Source organism: Pseudoalteromonas sp. MMG006, from assembly GCF_018101025.1.
In the GTDB taxonomy this organism is placed as follows: Bacteria; Pseudomonadota; Gammaproteobacteria; order Enterobacterales; family Alteromonadaceae; genus Pseudoalteromonas.
Genome location: NZ_JAGJEJ010000002.1, coordinates 144,062 through 160,586, shown reverse-complemented (window position 1 = coordinate 160,586; position 16,525 = coordinate 144,062). Strand labels below are relative to the sequence as shown.

Sequence of the window (16,525 nt, the reverse complement as noted above, 5' to 3'; positions counted from 1 at the left end):
CTGTTAAAGCTACTTGTAAAGCATGCTGGCCCACTTTGTTAGGCCGGCTGTTACACTGCCAAAGTGATCCCCGTTCACCATTTTTATATCACCTAAGTGTTCGCTCAGCGCTGCTTTAATTAAGGGCGATTGTGCACTGCCACCTGTTAAATAAATAACATCTGGTGTCGTTGCTGCATCAGTAATTGCTTGTTTTGCTAACGTTACTATTTGGCTAATACTACTTTCTACCGCTAATGCTAAATCGCTTACTGATAAATTTTTATTAAGGCCATTATCTAAAAAGCTTAGATCACAATCAAAAGCAGCTGACGATGAAAGCGCTATTTTAGCCGCCTCACCTTGCTGTACAAGTTGATGCCCCTGTTTGTTTTGCTGTAAATGCATTAAACGTTTATAAAGCGCAGGTGCACTTACATCACGTAATTGGGCGCTTAATTCTCGGTAATGATTTTCGCTATAAAATTGGCTTTGTAAATTTACATCATTAATTTTACACGCTTGCCAAAATGGTTGATTAGGCAAAGGAAGGCCCGATTTAAACGTACTCCCTAAACCAAGTAATGGCATTAAGCCATGAAAGCTCAGCGCTATATCTAAATCGTTTCCGCCAACGCGTTTACCGCTGTGCGCCAAAAAGTCATTATCTCGCTCACTATTACCTCTAAAACTAGGCCCCATTTGTACAAACGAGCAATCGCTTGTACCGCCACCTATATCAATAACTAATACTTTTTGATCTTGGGTCAAATTACTTTCATAATCGATCCCTGCAGCCAATGGCTCATATAAAAACTCAACATCTTTAAAGCCTGCGCGTTTTGCTGCTCGCTCTAAAATACCGACAGCTTGCTGATTCGATTGCTCACCGCCAACAGCTTGAAAGTTTACTGGGCGACCAATCACGGTTTGTGTAAGTGTTTTACCTAAAGAGAGCTCAGCGCGTTGCTTAATTTTTAAAATCATTGCGGTTGCAATGTCTTCAAAAAAGTTAATTTGACCTTGCTTTAAACCTGTTGCGCCAAAAAATGATTTAGGAGATTTAACAAAGTAACCTTCCTCAGGAAACTGTACATACTCACTAATGGCTTCACGGCCAATAAAAAGCGTTTCGTCCGAGGGTTGTAAATCAAGGTCTGATTTAATACGAGGTAAGGTATTTAATAATGCTTGGCGCTGCGTTAAGAAGTCGTGCTCATGGGCTGTACCGTGTAAATGCTTAGCAACAAAATCAACAACCAAAGCACTATGATGGGTATAAAGCGTAGAAGGTAAGTAATGTTTTCCTTGCTCAAGTGGTACTAATTGAACCAGACCTTCGTCCATAACACCCATAGCACAATTAGAACTACCGTAATCAAAACCTACAAACATACTTCACCACACATTACCAAAAAGGCCGCGCAATTTAGCACACTTTATAATAATTATAAACGCTATAAAGGCTCTCTAACTCTTAAAAAGCTCACAAAGCGTGGTAAACCATTTTTTGTTAGGCCATGGTATCGGTACGTCACAGTACTGCCTATTAAAGGCGGACTTTTACGCTGCACATCGCTAAAGCCAGTACCTATTTTAAACTCAAGTCCGTCCGATGTTTTTACTTTTATAGCACCAAGCATACCTTGATACTTACCTTTACCAGGTAAATGCTCAATTACAACGGCCTCAGCGTCTAGGTAAGGCTTTAACTTTAATAACGCATCAGTGCGCCCGCTCTTATACTTAGCACTTGCAAGGTGAAGCATAACCCCTTCTGCGCCTTGTGTAGTTAGGCCTTTAAAATAGGTAGTTAATGATTGAAGGTTATTAAAGCGATGTTGTTTAACCGCTTTAATATGAGGTAAATCAAGCTTCTCAACTAATTGACTGTAATTTTGATAGCGAGTGCTAAAAGGAACACTCGGATCTGGCATATCAAATACTTGATAACTAATACCTTCCCAATCCGTGTTATTAGGAATTTTGGTTCTAATAATGCCGCTTACACGTGCAAATTGATTACGCTTTATCCAAAGCTCTCCATCAAGCCAAACCTGTGGCAATGCTTTAGTAAACCAACTAGGTGCATTAATAGTATTACCTTTACGAGTTACAAATTTATCACCTGTCCATATTGCTCTTACACCGTCAAACTTTTCACTGACTAAATAATCTTCAACATTGCCATGTTTAGACTCGTCATATACTTTTGCTAAAAGCACATCTGGCTGAACCGCATAAATAGCGGGTACAAAAACAACACTTAAGCATATTAAAAGGTATTTTGTGAAAGCCATTATTGCATTCCTGCAAAGTAAATAAGGCTTAAACTATAGTTGAGATTCTACCCATTGCCAAAACTCACCTAAGTCGCTCATTTTATATGTAGCTCGGCTAAAATCGTGATCTTGAGTATGACTGTTAGCAATAGCAACAACATCTAAAGACGCATTATTTGCAGCGGTTACACCTGTAAAAGTGTCCTCAACTGCTATTGCATTCTCAGCTGCTTCGTTAATATTTTTAAGCGCTAATAAATAAGGATCCCCTGCGGGTTTAGGGTTAATCACATCATCTTTAGTGACTACCGTATCAAATAATTCGTAAAAGCCTAACCCTTTTAAAATAGGCATAGCCTCAGCGCTTGCACTGCCCGTGACTAATGCCATTTTTAAGCCGCTGCGTTTAACTGCTTTAAGTGTTTGCTCAGCATAAGGCATAATAGGCGGTAAATTACTTTTTACGTACTCGCCAAATAAACGGTATTTTTCATCTGCTAAAAATTGCGCGCTTACTGATAAGTTATGCTCTTGCTTAATCTCTATTGCAGCTTCTAAAGTGGGTCGCCCTGAAAAGCGCTGACAAAAGTCATTTTCTAAATAGCTAACACCATAAGGCTTAAGTAGTTGACTCCAACATACGAAATGCATGCTTTCTGAATCTACTAATGTACCATCCATATCAAATAATACTGCATTTAAGCTCATTCTTACTCCTTAAATTTTAGCGTTTAAAAAAGGCGCCTGGGCGCCTTTTTGTATTACTCGCTCAAGCCTACTGGCGGCTCAGCATAAGCTTCTTCCCCAGTTTCAACATCAACCAGTTCATAACCACGCGTTTTGCGTACAACCTTTAATATAGGCTTTTCTAGGGCAGTTTTTAATCTATCAGCATCAGCCGATAACTCATCAAGCGTTGTACCAAAAGGTGCAGCACCGGTTTCTGACCAGTTAGTCACTTTACCATTTAGGTTATATTCTACTTCGTGTATTTGATATTGCGCTGCTTCATCTTTTGTTGCTTCACAAAAGATTACACGGTAATTCCAAAATCCAGCCATTTCTTTATCTCTTTAAATTAATTAACGCTACTTTACCAGCTTTATAAAAACATAAAAGCCTGCACAAGGCAGGCTTTTAAAAATTAATATAATTTAAGGTTATCTTTAGAAGAAGTTAACTTTAAATTCAGCGCCAATGTAACGCTCTTCATTAACAATACCCGTATTATTGTTGAAGTCTACTGCGCCAATTGCTTGCTGTTCATCAAACAAGTTACGAACAAAAGCAGACACTTGGTACTCGTAGTCACCTTCAGCCCACTCGTAACCTGCACGTAAACCTACCTCTGTTAATGCTTTGCCTTCAAATTCCACAGAATCGTAAAGGAACATATTAATCTCGCTGCGGTAAGAAATATCACCTAATGCAAAGAAATTACCGTCAGCAAGTTCTTTGTTATAACGAAGAGTAAAGTTAGAGATCCACTCTGGAGCATGCGGTAAGCTGTTGCCGTCAAGAAATACTTTACCGTCTACTACAGGGTCTGTAATGTTTAACGTTGAACGACTTGGGGCTGCAATACTTAGGTTATTATCTTTGATTTCAGTTTTGTTGTAGCTTAAGTTAAATGTTGCATTAAACTCATCGCTTAATACCCATTCAGTGTCTAGCTCAAAACCATAACCTGTAGTTTTATCAGCGTTAACTAAGCGGTTAAAGTTAGCACCACCGCCCACAGCTGTAAGTTGCTGGTCGTCCATTGTGTAATAAAAAACAGTTGCGTTAACGCGACCTTGACCGTCAAGAACATCCGACTTAATACCTGTTTCGAATGAAGTCACTGTTTCAGAGTCTGCAGTTGTTACCTCATCACCAAATAATATACGACCCTGCAAGCTAGGTGCACGGAATGTATTTGCTACACGGCTGTACCAGTTTACATCTTGGTTTACTTTGTAATTTGCAGATAAATCCCAGCTAACATGGCTGTCGCTAACTTCTCTTTCGATGAATAATGGACCAACACCAAATACACTAAGTGGACTAAGTGTACGGTCTGCCGAGAAATCTTTTTCATCATCAGAGTAACGCAGACCCGCTGTTACTTTTAACTTATCTGAAAAAACGTAATCAGCAGAACCGAATATAGCCCACGCTGTTGTATCTTGCTGTTGCTGAACGTAGCCATTTAGAACACCATTATTCGACGTGTCATAACTAAAGTTTTCAATTGTTAGTTCTTCATCAAAGTAAAAAAGACCAACTTGGTAGTTAAAATCACCACTAAAGTTACTTGCAAGGCGTAGCTCTTGCGTTAACTGATCGTGATCTGGGATCCCATCAGCACTTTCTGAAGAGAAAGGAATAACACCAGGCCCCATATCAACTGCAACACCATCTATTGTATAGCCGCCGTAACCACCATCAATATCTGCACGAGAGTAAATTTCTGCACTTTCCCAACCTGAAATAGAGGTTAGCGTGTACTCATCGCTAATATCCCACTCAAGCTTTAAGCTTGCGCCTTCTGATTCAACTTGTTGTGTTGAACGTGAAGCAGCATCTTGATAAACAACGTCATGTTCGTAGTTATCTACTAAATCATTTGAGCCTGCTTCAATAACGTTTGCGCGAAACGCAATTGGTGAGCCGTCTAAATCACGCGTGTGGTAGTTTAGTAAAGCAGTAAAATCATCGCCTTCGTATAAAAACTGAATACGCGCTGCTTTTTCTGTGTAACCACCTTGCTCATCTTTAGCTTCAAAACCTGGCGCTTGGTTATCAATGTAATCGTCTTTATCTTGCCATAGTAATGAAACACGTGCAGATAAACGATCTGTTAATGCGCCACCTACAGCACCTTCTGTATCTACAGCGCCACGGCTACCGTAAGAAACAGCACCGTAACCTTCAAATTCTTGACTAGGTTTAGCAGTATCAAATTTAACTAGGCCAGCCGGCGTGTTACGACCAAATAATGTACCTTGTGGGCCACGTAGTACTTCTACACGCTCAACATCAAATACTGGGAAACCTTTTAAAATGGCATTTTCTTGAACTACTTCATCAACAACTAATGAAACAGGCTGTGAAGCATTCAAATCGAAATCGGTATTACCCAGACCACGAACATAAAAACGAGGGAAAGAACGTCCAAACGAAGATTCGATTGAAAGACTTGGAATTTTCGCACTCATAAAGCGAATATCCATACCTGCTGAGCTGTATGCATCTAAGTTATCGCCTTGTAATGCAGAGACTGCTACAGGTACTTCTTGCGCATTTTCTACACGTTTACGGGCGGTAACTTGGATAACTTCTAGTTGATTGCTTTTTTTAGCGGTATCTTCCTCAGCAGAGAAGGCTGAAATAGATGTACCAGCAGCAGATAGTAGAGCAGCATTAATAATGGTCGCTATTGCAGTTTTTTTTAATGATTTCATGTCGGGTATTAACCTTTTGTATGCACTCTTGTTCAACGGTTTTTTGTGTTGCGCAATGTATTCATTGCGGGCTCGTACAATTTTTCGCGTCTTGCTTTATGGCGCGCGGACCTCATCACCGAGAGTACAAAAACGGAGTGATAAGGCTGAACGAACGGTTAATATTATACCATTGTGTAATAATATTACTGCATAAATATGTGTAAATTTAGAAACTTTTTTGCAACATTTAACTACAAAAACATGCATTTTTATCTGTTTTTAGATGTAAAAACCCAAGAATGAGGACATTTGTCCTTTGTTGAGGGTTGTAAATTCAAGTAGAAAATTTGGATTAGTTCACATATTATTTAAAAGCAACATTTTTTATATATATAAAAAAGTTACTCATTAGTGACTTTAAAGTTTGTGCTATTGACGCTAAGAACGCTTAAATGCAATTTCGCCATCAATGTGAATATCGCGCTGTGGAAATGCAATTAAAACATCGTGCTTTTTAAACACATCATAAAGGCTAAAGCGAATATCACTGCGTACTTTCCTAAGCATAGTTTCCGACTCGGCGCACACCCAAAAAATAGCATTAAACATTAAGGAGCTATCTGCAAAGTCATCAAACATCACTGACGACGTTGGATTAGCTAAAATAGCATCATGATCATCAAGTACTTGCTGAATGAGCTTTTTAACAAGTACAACATCAGAGCCATAAGCAACACCTACGCTTACTGACGAGCGTGCATTACCATCTATTAGCGTCCAGTTTGTTACAGTGTTTTCTAAAAGTTGGGAGTTAGGTATAAGCATATGGACGCCATCGTTTCGGCGAATACGTGTAGAGCGTGTATTAATCGTTTCAACAACGCCTTTTGCGTTACCTACTTCCAAAAAGTCACCAATGCGAATTGGGCGCTCCCACATGAGTATCCAACCACTAATAAAGTTATTAATAATGTTTTGTGCACCAAAACCTACACCTATTGCTATAGCCCCAGATACAAATGCAAATGCTGTTAGAGGAATACTTAATACCTCTAAAGAAGTAAAAATTAAAATAGCAATACTCAGAATAAAATAAATCCGTGTAAACAAATGCACGGCGTCTTGACTTATATTTTTAGCAAGCAGTGTTTTTTTAATAAGCTTGCCCATGCGCGTTACTAAAAACCACATAGCAAACAATATAAGCGGCACTTGGATTACTTTTGCAACCGTAATGTCCACATCGTTATAAGTGAATATTACAAAAGCGAGATAATGATTTATTTCATCAAAGGTCATAGTATTTCCAACATCGTTATTGTTTATTATTTATTCATTAAAAATAAGTATGGTTCAGTTTTCGCTAAGCTTAGCACGGCATAATAGTGTTAAACCGCCAAGTTAATAAATTCAGTATAAATTTTTCTGTAATTTATTAACTATGTATTGCACCGAGTGCTATATAAATAGTGTACAAGCACTGGAGAACACATATGACACAACTTACTTTAAATCAAAGACTCGCTACTTTGCAGCCGCAGGTAGATTTGAAATTGTTTGAAAGCAGCCTAGATTACCGAAATAAAGTGTTGTGCTTTCTGGCCGAACAAGAACAAACTCTAGCAACTATTAATAAAGAGTTTGGGCAGCAATCTAATAGCTTTGGCTCAGAGAAAAAATTTGTTTTGGGTTATAACTAACCCCCCTCTTAAACACACAATCGTATAATCTAGTAGCTCTAACGTATGATTTTAGAGCTACTTTTACCCAACCTACTCCCAATTATTAGCTAATTTGCGTTCAAATCCCGCTTAATACCGATAAACTTTATTGTATAAACCCCCAAATTTGATAAGTTAACTAGGTTTTTCGACTCGCAAAGCCTATTTCGGCTAATCTTTTTATGGAGTTATTATGCGTAAAACCCTGATCGCCACTACTATTGCTAGTGCTTTAATCCTATCAGCTTGTTCATCTAATGAGCCTACAGACATGGCAAAAGAAAGCGCAGCACAAGTGCAAGACATGAACGCAAACAATGTTTTATTCAAACCAAGCCCATTGCAATACATGGCACCAGAGTTTGATAAATTTGGTACAAAAGACTACGAAGCAGCATTTGATGCGGGTATTGCTCAGCATACTGCACAAGTACAAGCTATTGCTAACAACCCAGCGCCTGCAACTTTTAAAAATACATTAGTTGAAATGGAAATGTCTGGCGAGCTGCTAAATCGTGTATCGGCTGCATTTTATAACCTTTCAGGTTTAATTTCAGATGATGAATACCAGCGTATAAGTAAAAAAATGGCGCCAGTATTATCTGCTCACTCTGATGACATTTACCTAAATGGTGATTTATTTAAGCGCGTACAAACTATTTACGACAACAAAGACTCGCTTAACGCTGAAGATCAACGCCTTGTAGATTTTTACTACAAGCAATTTGTAAAAGCAGGCGCTAAATTAAGCGACGCTGAAAAAGCAAAAATGCGTGAAATTAACTCACAGCTTGCCGAGCTTTCTACTGCGTTTTCTCAAAACATTTTAAAGTCGTTTAAAGAAGATGTAATTGTAGTTACAGATAAATCAAAACTTGCAGGCCTTTCAGAAGGTGAAATCGCAGGCCTTGCAGCTGCGGCTAAAAAAGCCGGTAAAGACGGCTACATGATCACTTTAGTGAACACGACACAGCAGCCAATTTTATCAAGCCTTGAAAACCGTGACTTGCGTGAGCAAATTTTTACTGCATCAGCTAACCGTGCAGCCGAGACCAACGGTCCAATTATTATTGAAGAAACTAACTTACGCGCTCAAAAAGCAGAACTACTAGGCTTTAAAGATTGGGCATCGTATGTAATGACGTCGCGTATGGCTCAAACAACTGATAACGTGTACGGCATTTTAGATGACCTAGCACCAAAAGCAGTTGAAAAAGCTAAAATTGAAGCCGCTTCAATTCAAAAAGTGATTAACGATTCTGGCGAAAGCTTTGAGCTTAAACCATGGGATTGGGCTTTTTATGCAGAAAAAGTACGTGCTGAAAAATACGACCTAGATCCTGCGCTAGTTAAGCCATACTTTGAAATGAACTCTGTAATTCACGATGGTTTATTCTTTGCGATGAATAAACTTTACGGTATTACATTTAAAGAGCGCAAAGACCTTCCGGTTTATCACGAAGATGTAACAGCCTACGAAGTATTTAACGCTGACGGCAGTGCAATTGGTTTATTCTACATGGACCCATATGCACGTGAAGGTAAGCGTGGCGGTGCATGGATGAGTGCATACGTTAGCCAAAGTGGCTTAAAAGGCACTAAACCTGTAATTTACAACGCACAAAACATTCCAAAACCGGCGGCAGGCGAGCCAACGCTAATGACCTTCGATGAAGTGTCTACTATGTTCCATGAATTTGGTCATGCGGCGCACGGTTTATTCTCAGACGTTAAATACCCAAGCCTAGCGGGTACTGCAACAGCACGTGACTTTGTTGAGTTTCCATCGCAAGCACACGAAGATTGGATGATTGAACCTACGGTACTTGCTAACTACGCTAAGCACTACAAAACAGGTGAACCAATTCCACAAGCTTTACTTGATAAAGTACTCGCTTCGCAAAAATTCAACCAAGGCTTTGGTACCACTGAATATTTAGCAGCTGCTTTACTTGATATGGAATGGCACTCGTTTGGTTCAGATAAAAAAATTACTGATGTACAAAAGTTTGAAAGCGATGCGCTAAAAGCACATGGTATTGATTACTACCCTGTACCGCCGCGTTATAAGTCAAACTACTTTAGCCATACTTTTGCCGGTGGTTACTCTGCAGGTTACTACGCCTACCTTTGGACTGAAGTATTTGCAGCCGATGCCTTTGCTCACATGGAAAACAACGGTGGCTTAACGCGTGAAAACGGCGACAACTTCCGTAAAGAAATCCTATCTAAAGGTAATAGCCGCGATTTAATGCAAAGCTACATTGAGTTTAGAGGCCAAAAACCAACGACAGACGCGCTACTTAAGCGCCGTGGTCTAGTTGAGTAAAATAATTTAGCTTATTAAGCTCACTTTTATAAAAGCCCGCTTGCGGGCTTTTATTGTTTATACCCCTCTGCATAACAGATAAACTACCCCCAATATTTTTTTATAGATGATAGTTATGCGGTACTTATTTACAGTGACTTTGCTTTGGGCGTTTTCGTTTAGTTTAATTGGAGTGTACTTAGCAGGACAAGTGGATGCATGGTTTAGCGTTTTAATACGAGTAGCGTTGGCAACACTTATTTTTTTACCTTTTTTAAAACTCAAAAACACCTCAAAACCACTTGCTCTAAAGCTTATGCTAATAGGCGCTGTGCAACTAGGCGTTATGTACAGCTTTTACTACCATTCCTTTTTATATTTAACTGTGCCTGAAGTGCTGCTATTTACGGTAATGACGCCGCTTTACATTACACTTTTAAATGATGGCTTAAACAAACACTTTAACCCACGTTTTTTTATAGTCGCATTAATTGCCGTGCTAGGTGCTGTGACTATTCGCTGGGAAAACTTAAATAGTAATTTTATTATGGGGTTATTACTCGTTCAAGGCGCTAACCTTAGCTTTGCGACCGGGCAAGTTACTTACAAACGCTTAATGGCTAATAACAAACTTGATGATAAAACTGTGTTTGGCTGGTTTTTTATAGGCGCGCTTATTGTGGCTACAACGTGTTATGCGCTATTTGGCAATTCAAATAAATTACCAAGCACGTTTACACAATGGGGAATACTGATTTACTTAGGCGTTGTAGCATCGGGCCTTGGTTACTTTTTATGGAATAAAGGCGCAACCAAAGTGAACGTTGGCGCATTAGCGGTGATGAATAACTTGCTGATCCCAGCAGGAATTATAGTTAACGTACTCATTTGGAATAAAGATGCCGACATTTTTAGGTTAAGTGTTGGCGGGGCTATTATGCTTGCAGCCCTAATAATTAACCAAATAGGGTCAAATAAACAGAACGTCACATCAATGTAGCTAATTTGTCATTAAATTCGGTTAGGGTTGAGGAAAATAACGTTAAGGAATAAACATGAAACATCTCCCCCTAATAACAAGCTCTTTAGCATTTGTGCTTCTTAGCGGTTGCGATGACGATGTAGAAATCGTCGAAAAAGACGTTGTCGTAACCAATACCACAGTAAAAGTAATTGAAGTACCCACGCCTGTTATTGTTGAAGTGGCAAAAGGCGATGCGCCAGACATTCAGCTAGGCACTCGCGCCGATTATCTTATTGATGATATGGATGAGGGCGAATTAAAAACTAAATTAGAATCGTGTAAAGACGGCCCCTTTTATAGAACTGACTTTTCTATTGGGCATCGCGGCGCCCCTATGCAATACCCAGAGCACACTAAAGAGTCTTATACTGCTGCCGCGAGAATGGGCGCGGGTGTTATTGAGTGCGATGTAACATTTACAAGCGACAAAGAGCTAGTGTGTCGCCATTCACAATGCGATTTACACACCACTACTAATATTTTAGCCATTGATGAACTTGCTGCTAAATGTAGCGCCCCTTTTACACCCGCAGACTCAGCAAGTGGCACGCCGGCTTCAGCTAAATGTTGTACCAGTGATATAAGTTTAGCGGAGTTTTTAACACTTGAAGGCAAAATGGATGGGGCTAATCCACAAGCCACTTCAGTCGATGAATACATGCAAGGCACGCCCAGCTGGCGCACTGATTTATACGCCACAAGCGGTACTTTAATGACTCATAAGCAAAGTATTGAATTGTTTAAAGCCCTTGATGTAAAAATGACCCCGGAGCTTAAATCGCCGCAAGTAAGTATGCCTTTTGATGGCATGACGCAGCAGCAATATGCGCAAAAAATGCTTGATGAATACACCCAATTAGATGTACCGAGTAATCGTGTTTATCCGCAATCATTTAATCTAGATGATGTTAAATACTGGATAAATAACAACCCCGACCTTGCTAATCAAAGTGTTTATTTAGATGGGCGCGACAGCGAAGCGGGATTTGATCCAAGTAATCCAGATACGTGGCAGCCAAGTATGGAAGAACTGGTTACCGATGGCGTTAAAATTTTAGCGCCCCCTATTTGGATGATGCTAAGTATCGATAACAATAATAAAATTGTGCCTTCTCAATATGCTATTGATGCAAAAGCAGCGGGCCTTAAACTCATTGCATGGAGCCTTGAGCGCTCAGGACCGCTTAAAGAAGGCGGTGGTTATTACTATCAATCAATAGCGGATGTAATAGATAACGATGGCGATATGATGACAGTTGTTGATGTACTGGCAAAAGACGTAGGCGTTATGGCTATATTTTCTGACTGGCCAGCAACGGTAAGTTACTACGCTAGCTGTAATAAAATGCCAGCAAGCATTTAAAAAACCAGTATCAGTAGTCGTTTATTTTTCTGCGCTCAGTTACCATTACTTTATTAAATAATTTAACTGAGCGCGTTATGATAATCCAACACCATAATACCGACCTAAACACACCCACTGGTTTAATGCGAACCACCGTTTACCGCCCACAAGCACAGGGCCAATACCCCGCTATTATTTTTTACTCAGAAATTTTTCAGCAAACAGCGCCGATTGCACGCAGCGCCGCTATTTTAGCAAGCCATGGTTTTGTTGTGTTAGTGCCTGAGGTATTTCATGAGCTAAATCCTATCGGTACTGTACTTGCGTACGATGATGCAGGCAAAGATAAAGGTAATACCGATAAGTGGGAAAAGCCACTTGAGCACCACGATAGCGACACACAAGCGCTTATCAACTTTGTAAAACAGCAAGATTACTGTACAGGTACGCTAGGGGCTATGGGTGTATGTATTGGTGGGCATTTAGCTTACAGAGCTGCGTTAAACCCACACATAAAAGCCGCATTTTGCTTATACGCAACCGATATTCATAGTGATACCTTGCCTGCTCAAGCGGGTAATAACTCATTTGAACGCATGGCCGATATTCAAGGCGAAATACACTTTATTTGGGGTAAACAAGACCCACATGTACCCAAGGAAGGCCGTAGCAAAATTTATCAACAATGTGTAGCTACGGCTATTAACTACCAATGGCAAGAAGTAAACGCGCAGCATGCGTTTATGCGTGATGAGGGCGAACGCTACGATGCTGCGCTTGCAATCACTATGTATCAGCAAGCTGTTGCGTTATTTAGCCGCACGCTTTAACACAACGCTTTTTAAACGTTTTTCAGCATGCCCAACGCGGTGTGCTGTTTTACAAAATACGCTTTTAAGTAATCAATAAACAACCTAAGCTTTTTAGAGCCAGCAGCCCCAGGCGGAAACACGCCATAAAGCTCTATATCTTTACTTTTATAGTCATCAAGTATTATTTCGAGCAGCCCAGCTTGTACTTTAGGCCACGCGTCATAAAGCGGAATACGGCCAAGCCCGTGCCCAGCCTCTACAAATGCCGTACGAGCCGCCGCATTATTAGTGCTTAAGCCGCCTTGCATTGTAATGTCGTGTTTTTTGCCCTCTTTTTGAAGGGTTAATGTTTTACTGCCCAATTGATAAACGACCCATTTATGAGCAGCTAACGCCTGTGGAGTTTTAGGCTTACCAAAATATTCAAAATAATCTGGAGAGCCACATATGCACGTGCTCATTGTGGTTAATTTAGTCGCTTGTAAGTTAGAGTCACTTAAGGCAACACCACGTATGGCAAAATCAAAGCCATTTTTAATAATATCGACCACGTCATCACTTAGCTGTAAGTCTATGTCAATTTTAGGGTATTGGCGTTTAAACGTATTAATCGCGGGCACTATGAATTGCATACCAACATTAACCGGGCAGCTAATTTTTAATAAGCCCTGTGGTTCGCTTTTAATATTCTCTATTTGCTGGTTTGCCGCATTGGCTTGCTCTGTAATTACCCTACAACGCTCGTAATAAGCAACCCCAGCTTCGGTTAGCGCCATTGTGCGGGTTGAACGATTAAGCAATGTTACTTCTAACTGTGTTTCGAGCTTTTTTAAGTGGTAACTTGCCACTGCACGGGTTAACCCTAATTGTTTGGCGGCAGCTGTTAAACTGCCCTGCTCTACAATTTGTGCAAACACCACCATACTTTTAAGTTGCTCAAACGACACTTTCATAATAAAACCCGTTTTACCTATTCAATGCCAACATTGTATCAATTATTTAATCAATAAAGTTTAATTTATCAACGTTGTTTAAAGCTTTGTAAGTTCATATAGTAACTACAGCGCTTTGGTAAAAACCAAACATTAATTAATTTACTCAATAATCGAAGGAATATTGTCATGGCTAAAAAAATACTAATGGTACTTACGTCACATTCAGAACTTGGTAACACAGGTGAAAAAACAGGTTTTTGGGTAGAAGAGTTTGCAGCACCGTACTATGCATTTGTAGATGCGGGCGTAGAGGTAACACTTGCTTCACCTGCTGGCGGTCAACCTCCGATTGACCCAACAAGCACACTTGCTGATTTTGAAACAGATGCAACCAAACGCTACGATGCAGACAGCGCGGCACAAACCCTAATGGCAAACACTAAAGTGCTAAGTGAAGTAAATGCGAGCGACTTTGACGCGGTATTTTACCCAGGCGGCCACGGCCCACTTTGGGATTTAGTAGATAACACAAATTCAATTTCATTAATCGAAGACTTTGTAAAATCACAGAAACCAGTGGCAGCGGTATGTCACGCTAGTGCAGCCTTTTTAAATGTTAAAGATGCAGACGGCAACGCCTTAGTTGCAGGTAAAAAAGTAACAGGCTTTACTAATTCAGAAGAAGCAGCTGTGCAGCTTACCGATATCGTGCCATTTTTAGTTGAAGATGAGCTAATCAAAAAAGGTGGCGATTATCAAAAAACGGATGACTGGGGTGTACTAGCACTTGAAGACGGTTTAGTCATTACTGGACAAAATCCTGCAAGCTCTGAACAAGCTGCTAAAAAATTATTAGCTAAACTTAGCTAACTAAGTTTTAAAGAGCGGTACTTAGTACCGCTCTTATACTTTATAGCACTGACAGTAAATCGCTTTTAATAGCTAAACCTAACTCCTATACTGGGACAAAATAATTCCCTTAGGACGTTTAAATGACCACAAAACTTTCATCATCGTCATTAATTAAAAGTACTCGTTTTGCAATATTTAGTGTGGTGTTCGTTTGTTTAATATTACAGGTAATTAATAGTTTACCTGGTATTACGCTCAATGGATTAGGTATATATCCGCGCAGCATACAGGGCTTATTTGGTGTTTTATGCGCGCCATTTTTACACGGTAGTTGGTGGCACTTTGCAAGCAATATGCTTCCTTTTGCCGTTCTTAGTTGGTTGATTTGCCAATATAGTGTGAAACGTTTTTATACCGTGTTTATTTTTACTGCCTTAACTGGTGGTCTATTAGTATGGGCCTTTGGTCGCAGTAGTTATCATGTTGGTTTAAGTGGTGTTATATATGGTTTATGAGGCTTTATACTTTGCTATGGCATAGTAAGACGCTCCTTCAAATCGATTGTAATTGCTCTAGTAGTTGCAGTGCTTTACAGTGGATTTATCTGGGGAGTGCTACCGCAACGCTTCCACGTTTCATTTGAAAGCCATTTATTTGGTGCATTAAGCGGGTTCTTCTTAGGTTATAAGTTAGCAAAATCAGATCGGTTAAAGGGCGTTTAGTCACCCTTTAATTACTCTCTTTTGCCCTTATTTATTATTAATCAGTCAATATTTTTCAACAATTGAGGTTTATATGAGCAATGATAACGAATACACACCGGCAAAAGTCTGGACGTGGGAAAGTGAAAGTGGTGGTAAATTTGCAAATATTAACCGTCCTATTGCAGGTGCTACTCACGACAAAACGTTACCTAAAGGTGAGCATGCATTTCAGCTTTACTCATTAGCAACACCAAATGGTCAAAAAGCCACAATTATGTTTGAAGAGCTTTTACAGCTTGGCTGCACCGATGCTGATTACGATGCATATTTAATAAATATTAGTGAAGGTGATCAGTTTGGTTCTGACTTTGTTGATATTAATCCTAATTCAAAAATACCAGCATTAATGGATCATTCAACAACGCCTCCTACCCGTATTTTTGAATCAGGTTCAATACTTCAATACCTCGCAGAAAAATTTGATGTGCTTATTCCAAAAGACTTCCAAGCTAAAACGCAGTGTCGCAACTGGCTATTTTGGCAAATGGGATCTGCACCTTATTTAGGTGGCGGATTTGGCCACTTTTATAGTTATGCGCCGAGTAAAATGCAATACCCTATTGATCGTTTTACGATGGAAGTTAAGCGCCAACTTGATGTACTAAACCGCCATTTAAGCAAAAACGAATACATGGCGGGCGATGAGTACTCAATTGCCGATATTGCAATTTGGCCATGGTATGGCTCACTAGTACTGGGTGACTTGTACGATGCTGCCGAATTTTTAGATGTGGCTTCGTATACGCACGTTATGCGCTGGGCTAAACAAGTATCGCAGCGCCCTGCTGTTGAGCGCGGACGCCGTGTAAACCGCGTTTGGGGCCCCGAGGAAGAGCAAATGGCTGAGCGCCATAATGATAGCGATTTTTAATAACTAAATAGTATAGACAACCTTATTTAATAGGCCCATAATATTATTTTTGGGCCTATTCACTACCTGCACTTTTTTCTTTTAAGCTCATAAACTATATTTATACCAACAATTAGCACCTTGCGAGTAAGTGTGTTTAATGCATTCTTACCTGTAGCATTAGGTGTCTTTTCTTCAAAGCTACACATTATTAAACGTAGTTTT

14 protein-coding genes and 1 pseudogene are annotated in these 16,525 nt (G+C 39.8%); 8 read left to right on the top strand and 7 right to left on the bottom strand.

Annotation, left to right across the window (positions count from 1 at the left end; genetic code table 11):
* Positions 1-9: 9 nt before the first annotated feature.
* The 6 genes from yegD to J8L73_RS03175 all read right to left on the bottom strand — a co-directional run bounded on the left by yegD (position 10) and on the right by J8L73_RS03175 (position 6,988).
* Positions 10-1,374, bottom strand: a complete 1,365-nt coding sequence (gene yegD / locus J8L73_RS03200) for a molecular chaperone (RefSeq protein WP_211014788.1) — start codon at positions 1,372-1,374, stop codon at positions 10-12.
* Between the two features lie 62 nt (positions 1,375-1,436).
* Entirely contained in the window at positions 1,437-2,279 is an 843-nt protein-coding gene (locus tag J8L73_RS03195; RefSeq protein ID WP_211014786.1) for a DNA ligase, read from the bottom strand.
* 33 nt (positions 2,280-2,312) lie between these two features.
* Positions 2,313-2,969 (bottom strand): HAD family phosphatase, encoded by a 657-nt coding sequence (locus tag J8L73_RS03190; RefSeq protein WP_211014784.1) that lies wholly within the window; start codon positions 2,967-2,969, stop codon positions 2,313-2,315.
* Between the two features lie 53 nt (positions 2,970-3,022).
* A complete protein-coding gene (locus J8L73_RS03185) occupies positions 3,023-3,322 on the bottom strand; it encodes a hypothetical protein (RefSeq protein WP_211000038.1) in 300 nt (99 codons plus the stop codon).
* 105 nt (positions 3,323-3,427) lie between these two features.
* A complete protein-coding gene (locus J8L73_RS03180; protein ID WP_211014782.1) occupies positions 3,428-5,707 on the bottom strand; it encodes a TonB-dependent receptor in 2,280 nt (759 codons plus the stop codon).
* 420 nt (positions 5,708-6,127) lie between these two features.
* Positions 6,128-6,988, bottom strand: coding sequence for a mechanosensitive ion channel domain-containing protein (locus tag J8L73_RS03175; RefSeq protein WP_211014780.1), 861 nt, complete (start codon positions 6,986-6,988; stop codon positions 6,128-6,130).
* Positions 6,989-7,182: 194 nt separating this feature from the next.
* Here J8L73_RS03175 and J8L73_RS03170 point away from each other — a divergent pair, with 194 nt between their 5' ends.
* The 5 genes from J8L73_RS03170 to J8L73_RS03150 all read left to right on the top strand — a co-directional run bounded on the left by J8L73_RS03170 (position 7,183) and on the right by J8L73_RS03150 (position 12,917).
* Positions 7,183-7,389, top strand: coding sequence for a hypothetical protein (locus J8L73_RS03170; protein WP_211014778.1), 207 nt, complete (start codon positions 7,183-7,185; stop codon positions 7,387-7,389).
* 214 nt (positions 7,390-7,603) lie between these two features.
* Entirely contained in the window at positions 7,604-9,739 is a 2,136-nt protein-coding gene (locus J8L73_RS03165; RefSeq protein ID WP_211014776.1) for a M3 family metallopeptidase, read from the top strand.
* A 115-nt stretch (positions 9,740-9,854) separates the two neighbouring features.
* Complete coding sequence (locus J8L73_RS03160) at positions 9,855-10,718, top strand: carboxylate/amino acid/amine transporter (protein ID WP_211014774.1); 864 nt, start codon at positions 9,855-9,857, stop codon at positions 10,716-10,718.
* A 55-nt stretch (positions 10,719-10,773) separates the two neighbouring features.
* A complete protein-coding gene (locus J8L73_RS03155) occupies positions 10,774-12,105 on the top strand; it encodes a glycerophosphodiester phosphodiesterase family protein (RefSeq protein WP_211014772.1) in 1,332 nt (443 codons plus the stop codon).
* Positions 12,106-12,182: 77 nt separating this feature from the next.
* Entirely contained in the window at positions 12,183-12,917 is a 735-nt protein-coding gene (locus J8L73_RS03150) for a dienelactone hydrolase family protein (protein ID WP_211014770.1), read from the top strand.
* An 11-nt stretch (positions 12,918-12,928) separates the two neighbouring features.
* Here J8L73_RS03150 and J8L73_RS03145 read toward each other — a convergent pair whose 3' ends face one another.
* Complete coding sequence (locus J8L73_RS03145) at positions 12,929-13,852, bottom strand: LysR family transcriptional regulator (RefSeq protein ID WP_211014768.1); 924 nt, start codon at positions 13,850-13,852, stop codon at positions 12,929-12,931.
* 168 nt (positions 13,853-14,020) lie between these two features.
* On the opposite strand from J8L73_RS03145, the gene J8L73_RS03140 reads away from it, so the two are divergent.
* The 3 genes and pseudogenes from J8L73_RS03140 to yghU all read left to right on the top strand — a co-directional run bounded on the left by J8L73_RS03140 (position 14,021) and on the right by yghU (position 16,321).
* The gene (locus J8L73_RS03140) at positions 14,021-14,704 is read left to right on the top strand and encodes a type 1 glutamine amidotransferase domain-containing protein (protein WP_211014766.1); all 684 of its coding nucleotides are present in this window, start codon (positions 14,021-14,023) and stop codon (positions 14,702-14,704) included.
* Positions 14,705-14,826: 122 nt separating this feature from the next.
* Positions 14,827-15,408, top strand: a pseudogene (locus tag J8L73_RS03135) (rhomboid family intramembrane serine protease).
* Positions 15,409-15,481: 73 nt separating this feature from the next.
* On the top strand, positions 15,482-16,321 hold the full coding sequence (yghU, locus tag J8L73_RS03130) for a glutathione-dependent disulfide-bond oxidoreductase (protein WP_211014763.1): 840 nt from the start codon (positions 15,482-15,484) through the stop codon (positions 16,319-16,321).
* Positions 16,322-16,525 lie beyond the last annotated feature (204 nt).

Bases quoted from the DNA above. Each gene is read 5' to 3' on its own strand.
- J8L73_RS03185 (WP_211000038.1), bottom strand. From the start codon at position 3,322: ATGGCTGGATTTTGGAATTACCGTGTAATCTTTTGTGAAGCAACAAAA.
- J8L73_RS03165 (WP_211014776.1), top strand. From the start codon at position 7,604: ATGCGTAAAACCCTGATCGCCACTACTATTGCTAGTGCTTTAATCCTA.
- J8L73_RS03140 (WP_211014766.1), top strand. From the start codon at position 14,021: ATGGCTAAAAAAATACTAATGGTACTTACGTCACATTCAGAACTTGGT.
- J8L73_RS03150 (WP_211014770.1), top strand. From the start codon at position 12,183: ATGATAATCCAACACCATAATACCGACCTAAACACACCCACTGGTTTA.
- J8L73_RS03160 (WP_211014774.1), top strand. From the start codon at position 9,855: ATGCGGTACTTATTTACAGTGACTTTGCTTTGGGCGTTTTCGTTTAGT.
- yghU (WP_211014763.1), top strand. From the start codon at position 15,482: ATGAGCAATGATAACGAATACACACCGGCAAAAGTCTGGACGTGGGAA.
- J8L73_RS03145 (WP_211014768.1), bottom strand. From the start codon at position 13,852: ATGAAAGTGTCGTTTGAGCAACTTAAAAGTATGGTGGTGTTTGCACAA.
- J8L73_RS03155 (WP_211014772.1), top strand. From the start codon at position 10,774: ATGAAACATCTCCCCCTAATAACAAGCTCTTTAGCATTTGTGCTTCTT.
- J8L73_RS03170 (WP_211014778.1), top strand. From the start codon at position 7,183: ATGACACAACTTACTTTAAATCAAAGACTCGCTACTTTGCAGCCGCAG.
- J8L73_RS03195 (WP_211014786.1), bottom strand. From the start codon at position 2,279: ATGGCTTTCACAAAATACCTTTTAATATGCTTAAGTGTTGTTTTTGTA.
- J8L73_RS03180 (WP_211014782.1), bottom strand. From the start codon at position 5,707: ATGAAATCATTAAAAAAAACTGCAATAGCGACCATTATTAATGCTGCT.
- J8L73_RS03190 (WP_211014784.1), bottom strand. From the start codon at position 2,969: ATGAGCTTAAATGCAGTATTATTTGATATGGATGGTACATTAGTAGAT.
- yegD (WP_211014788.1), bottom strand. From the start codon at position 1,374: ATGTTTGTAGGTTTTGATTACGGTAGTTCTAATTGTGCTATGGGTGTT.
- J8L73_RS03175 (WP_211014780.1), bottom strand. From the start codon at position 6,988: ATGACCTTTGATGAAATAAATCATTATCTCGCTTTTGTAATATTCACT.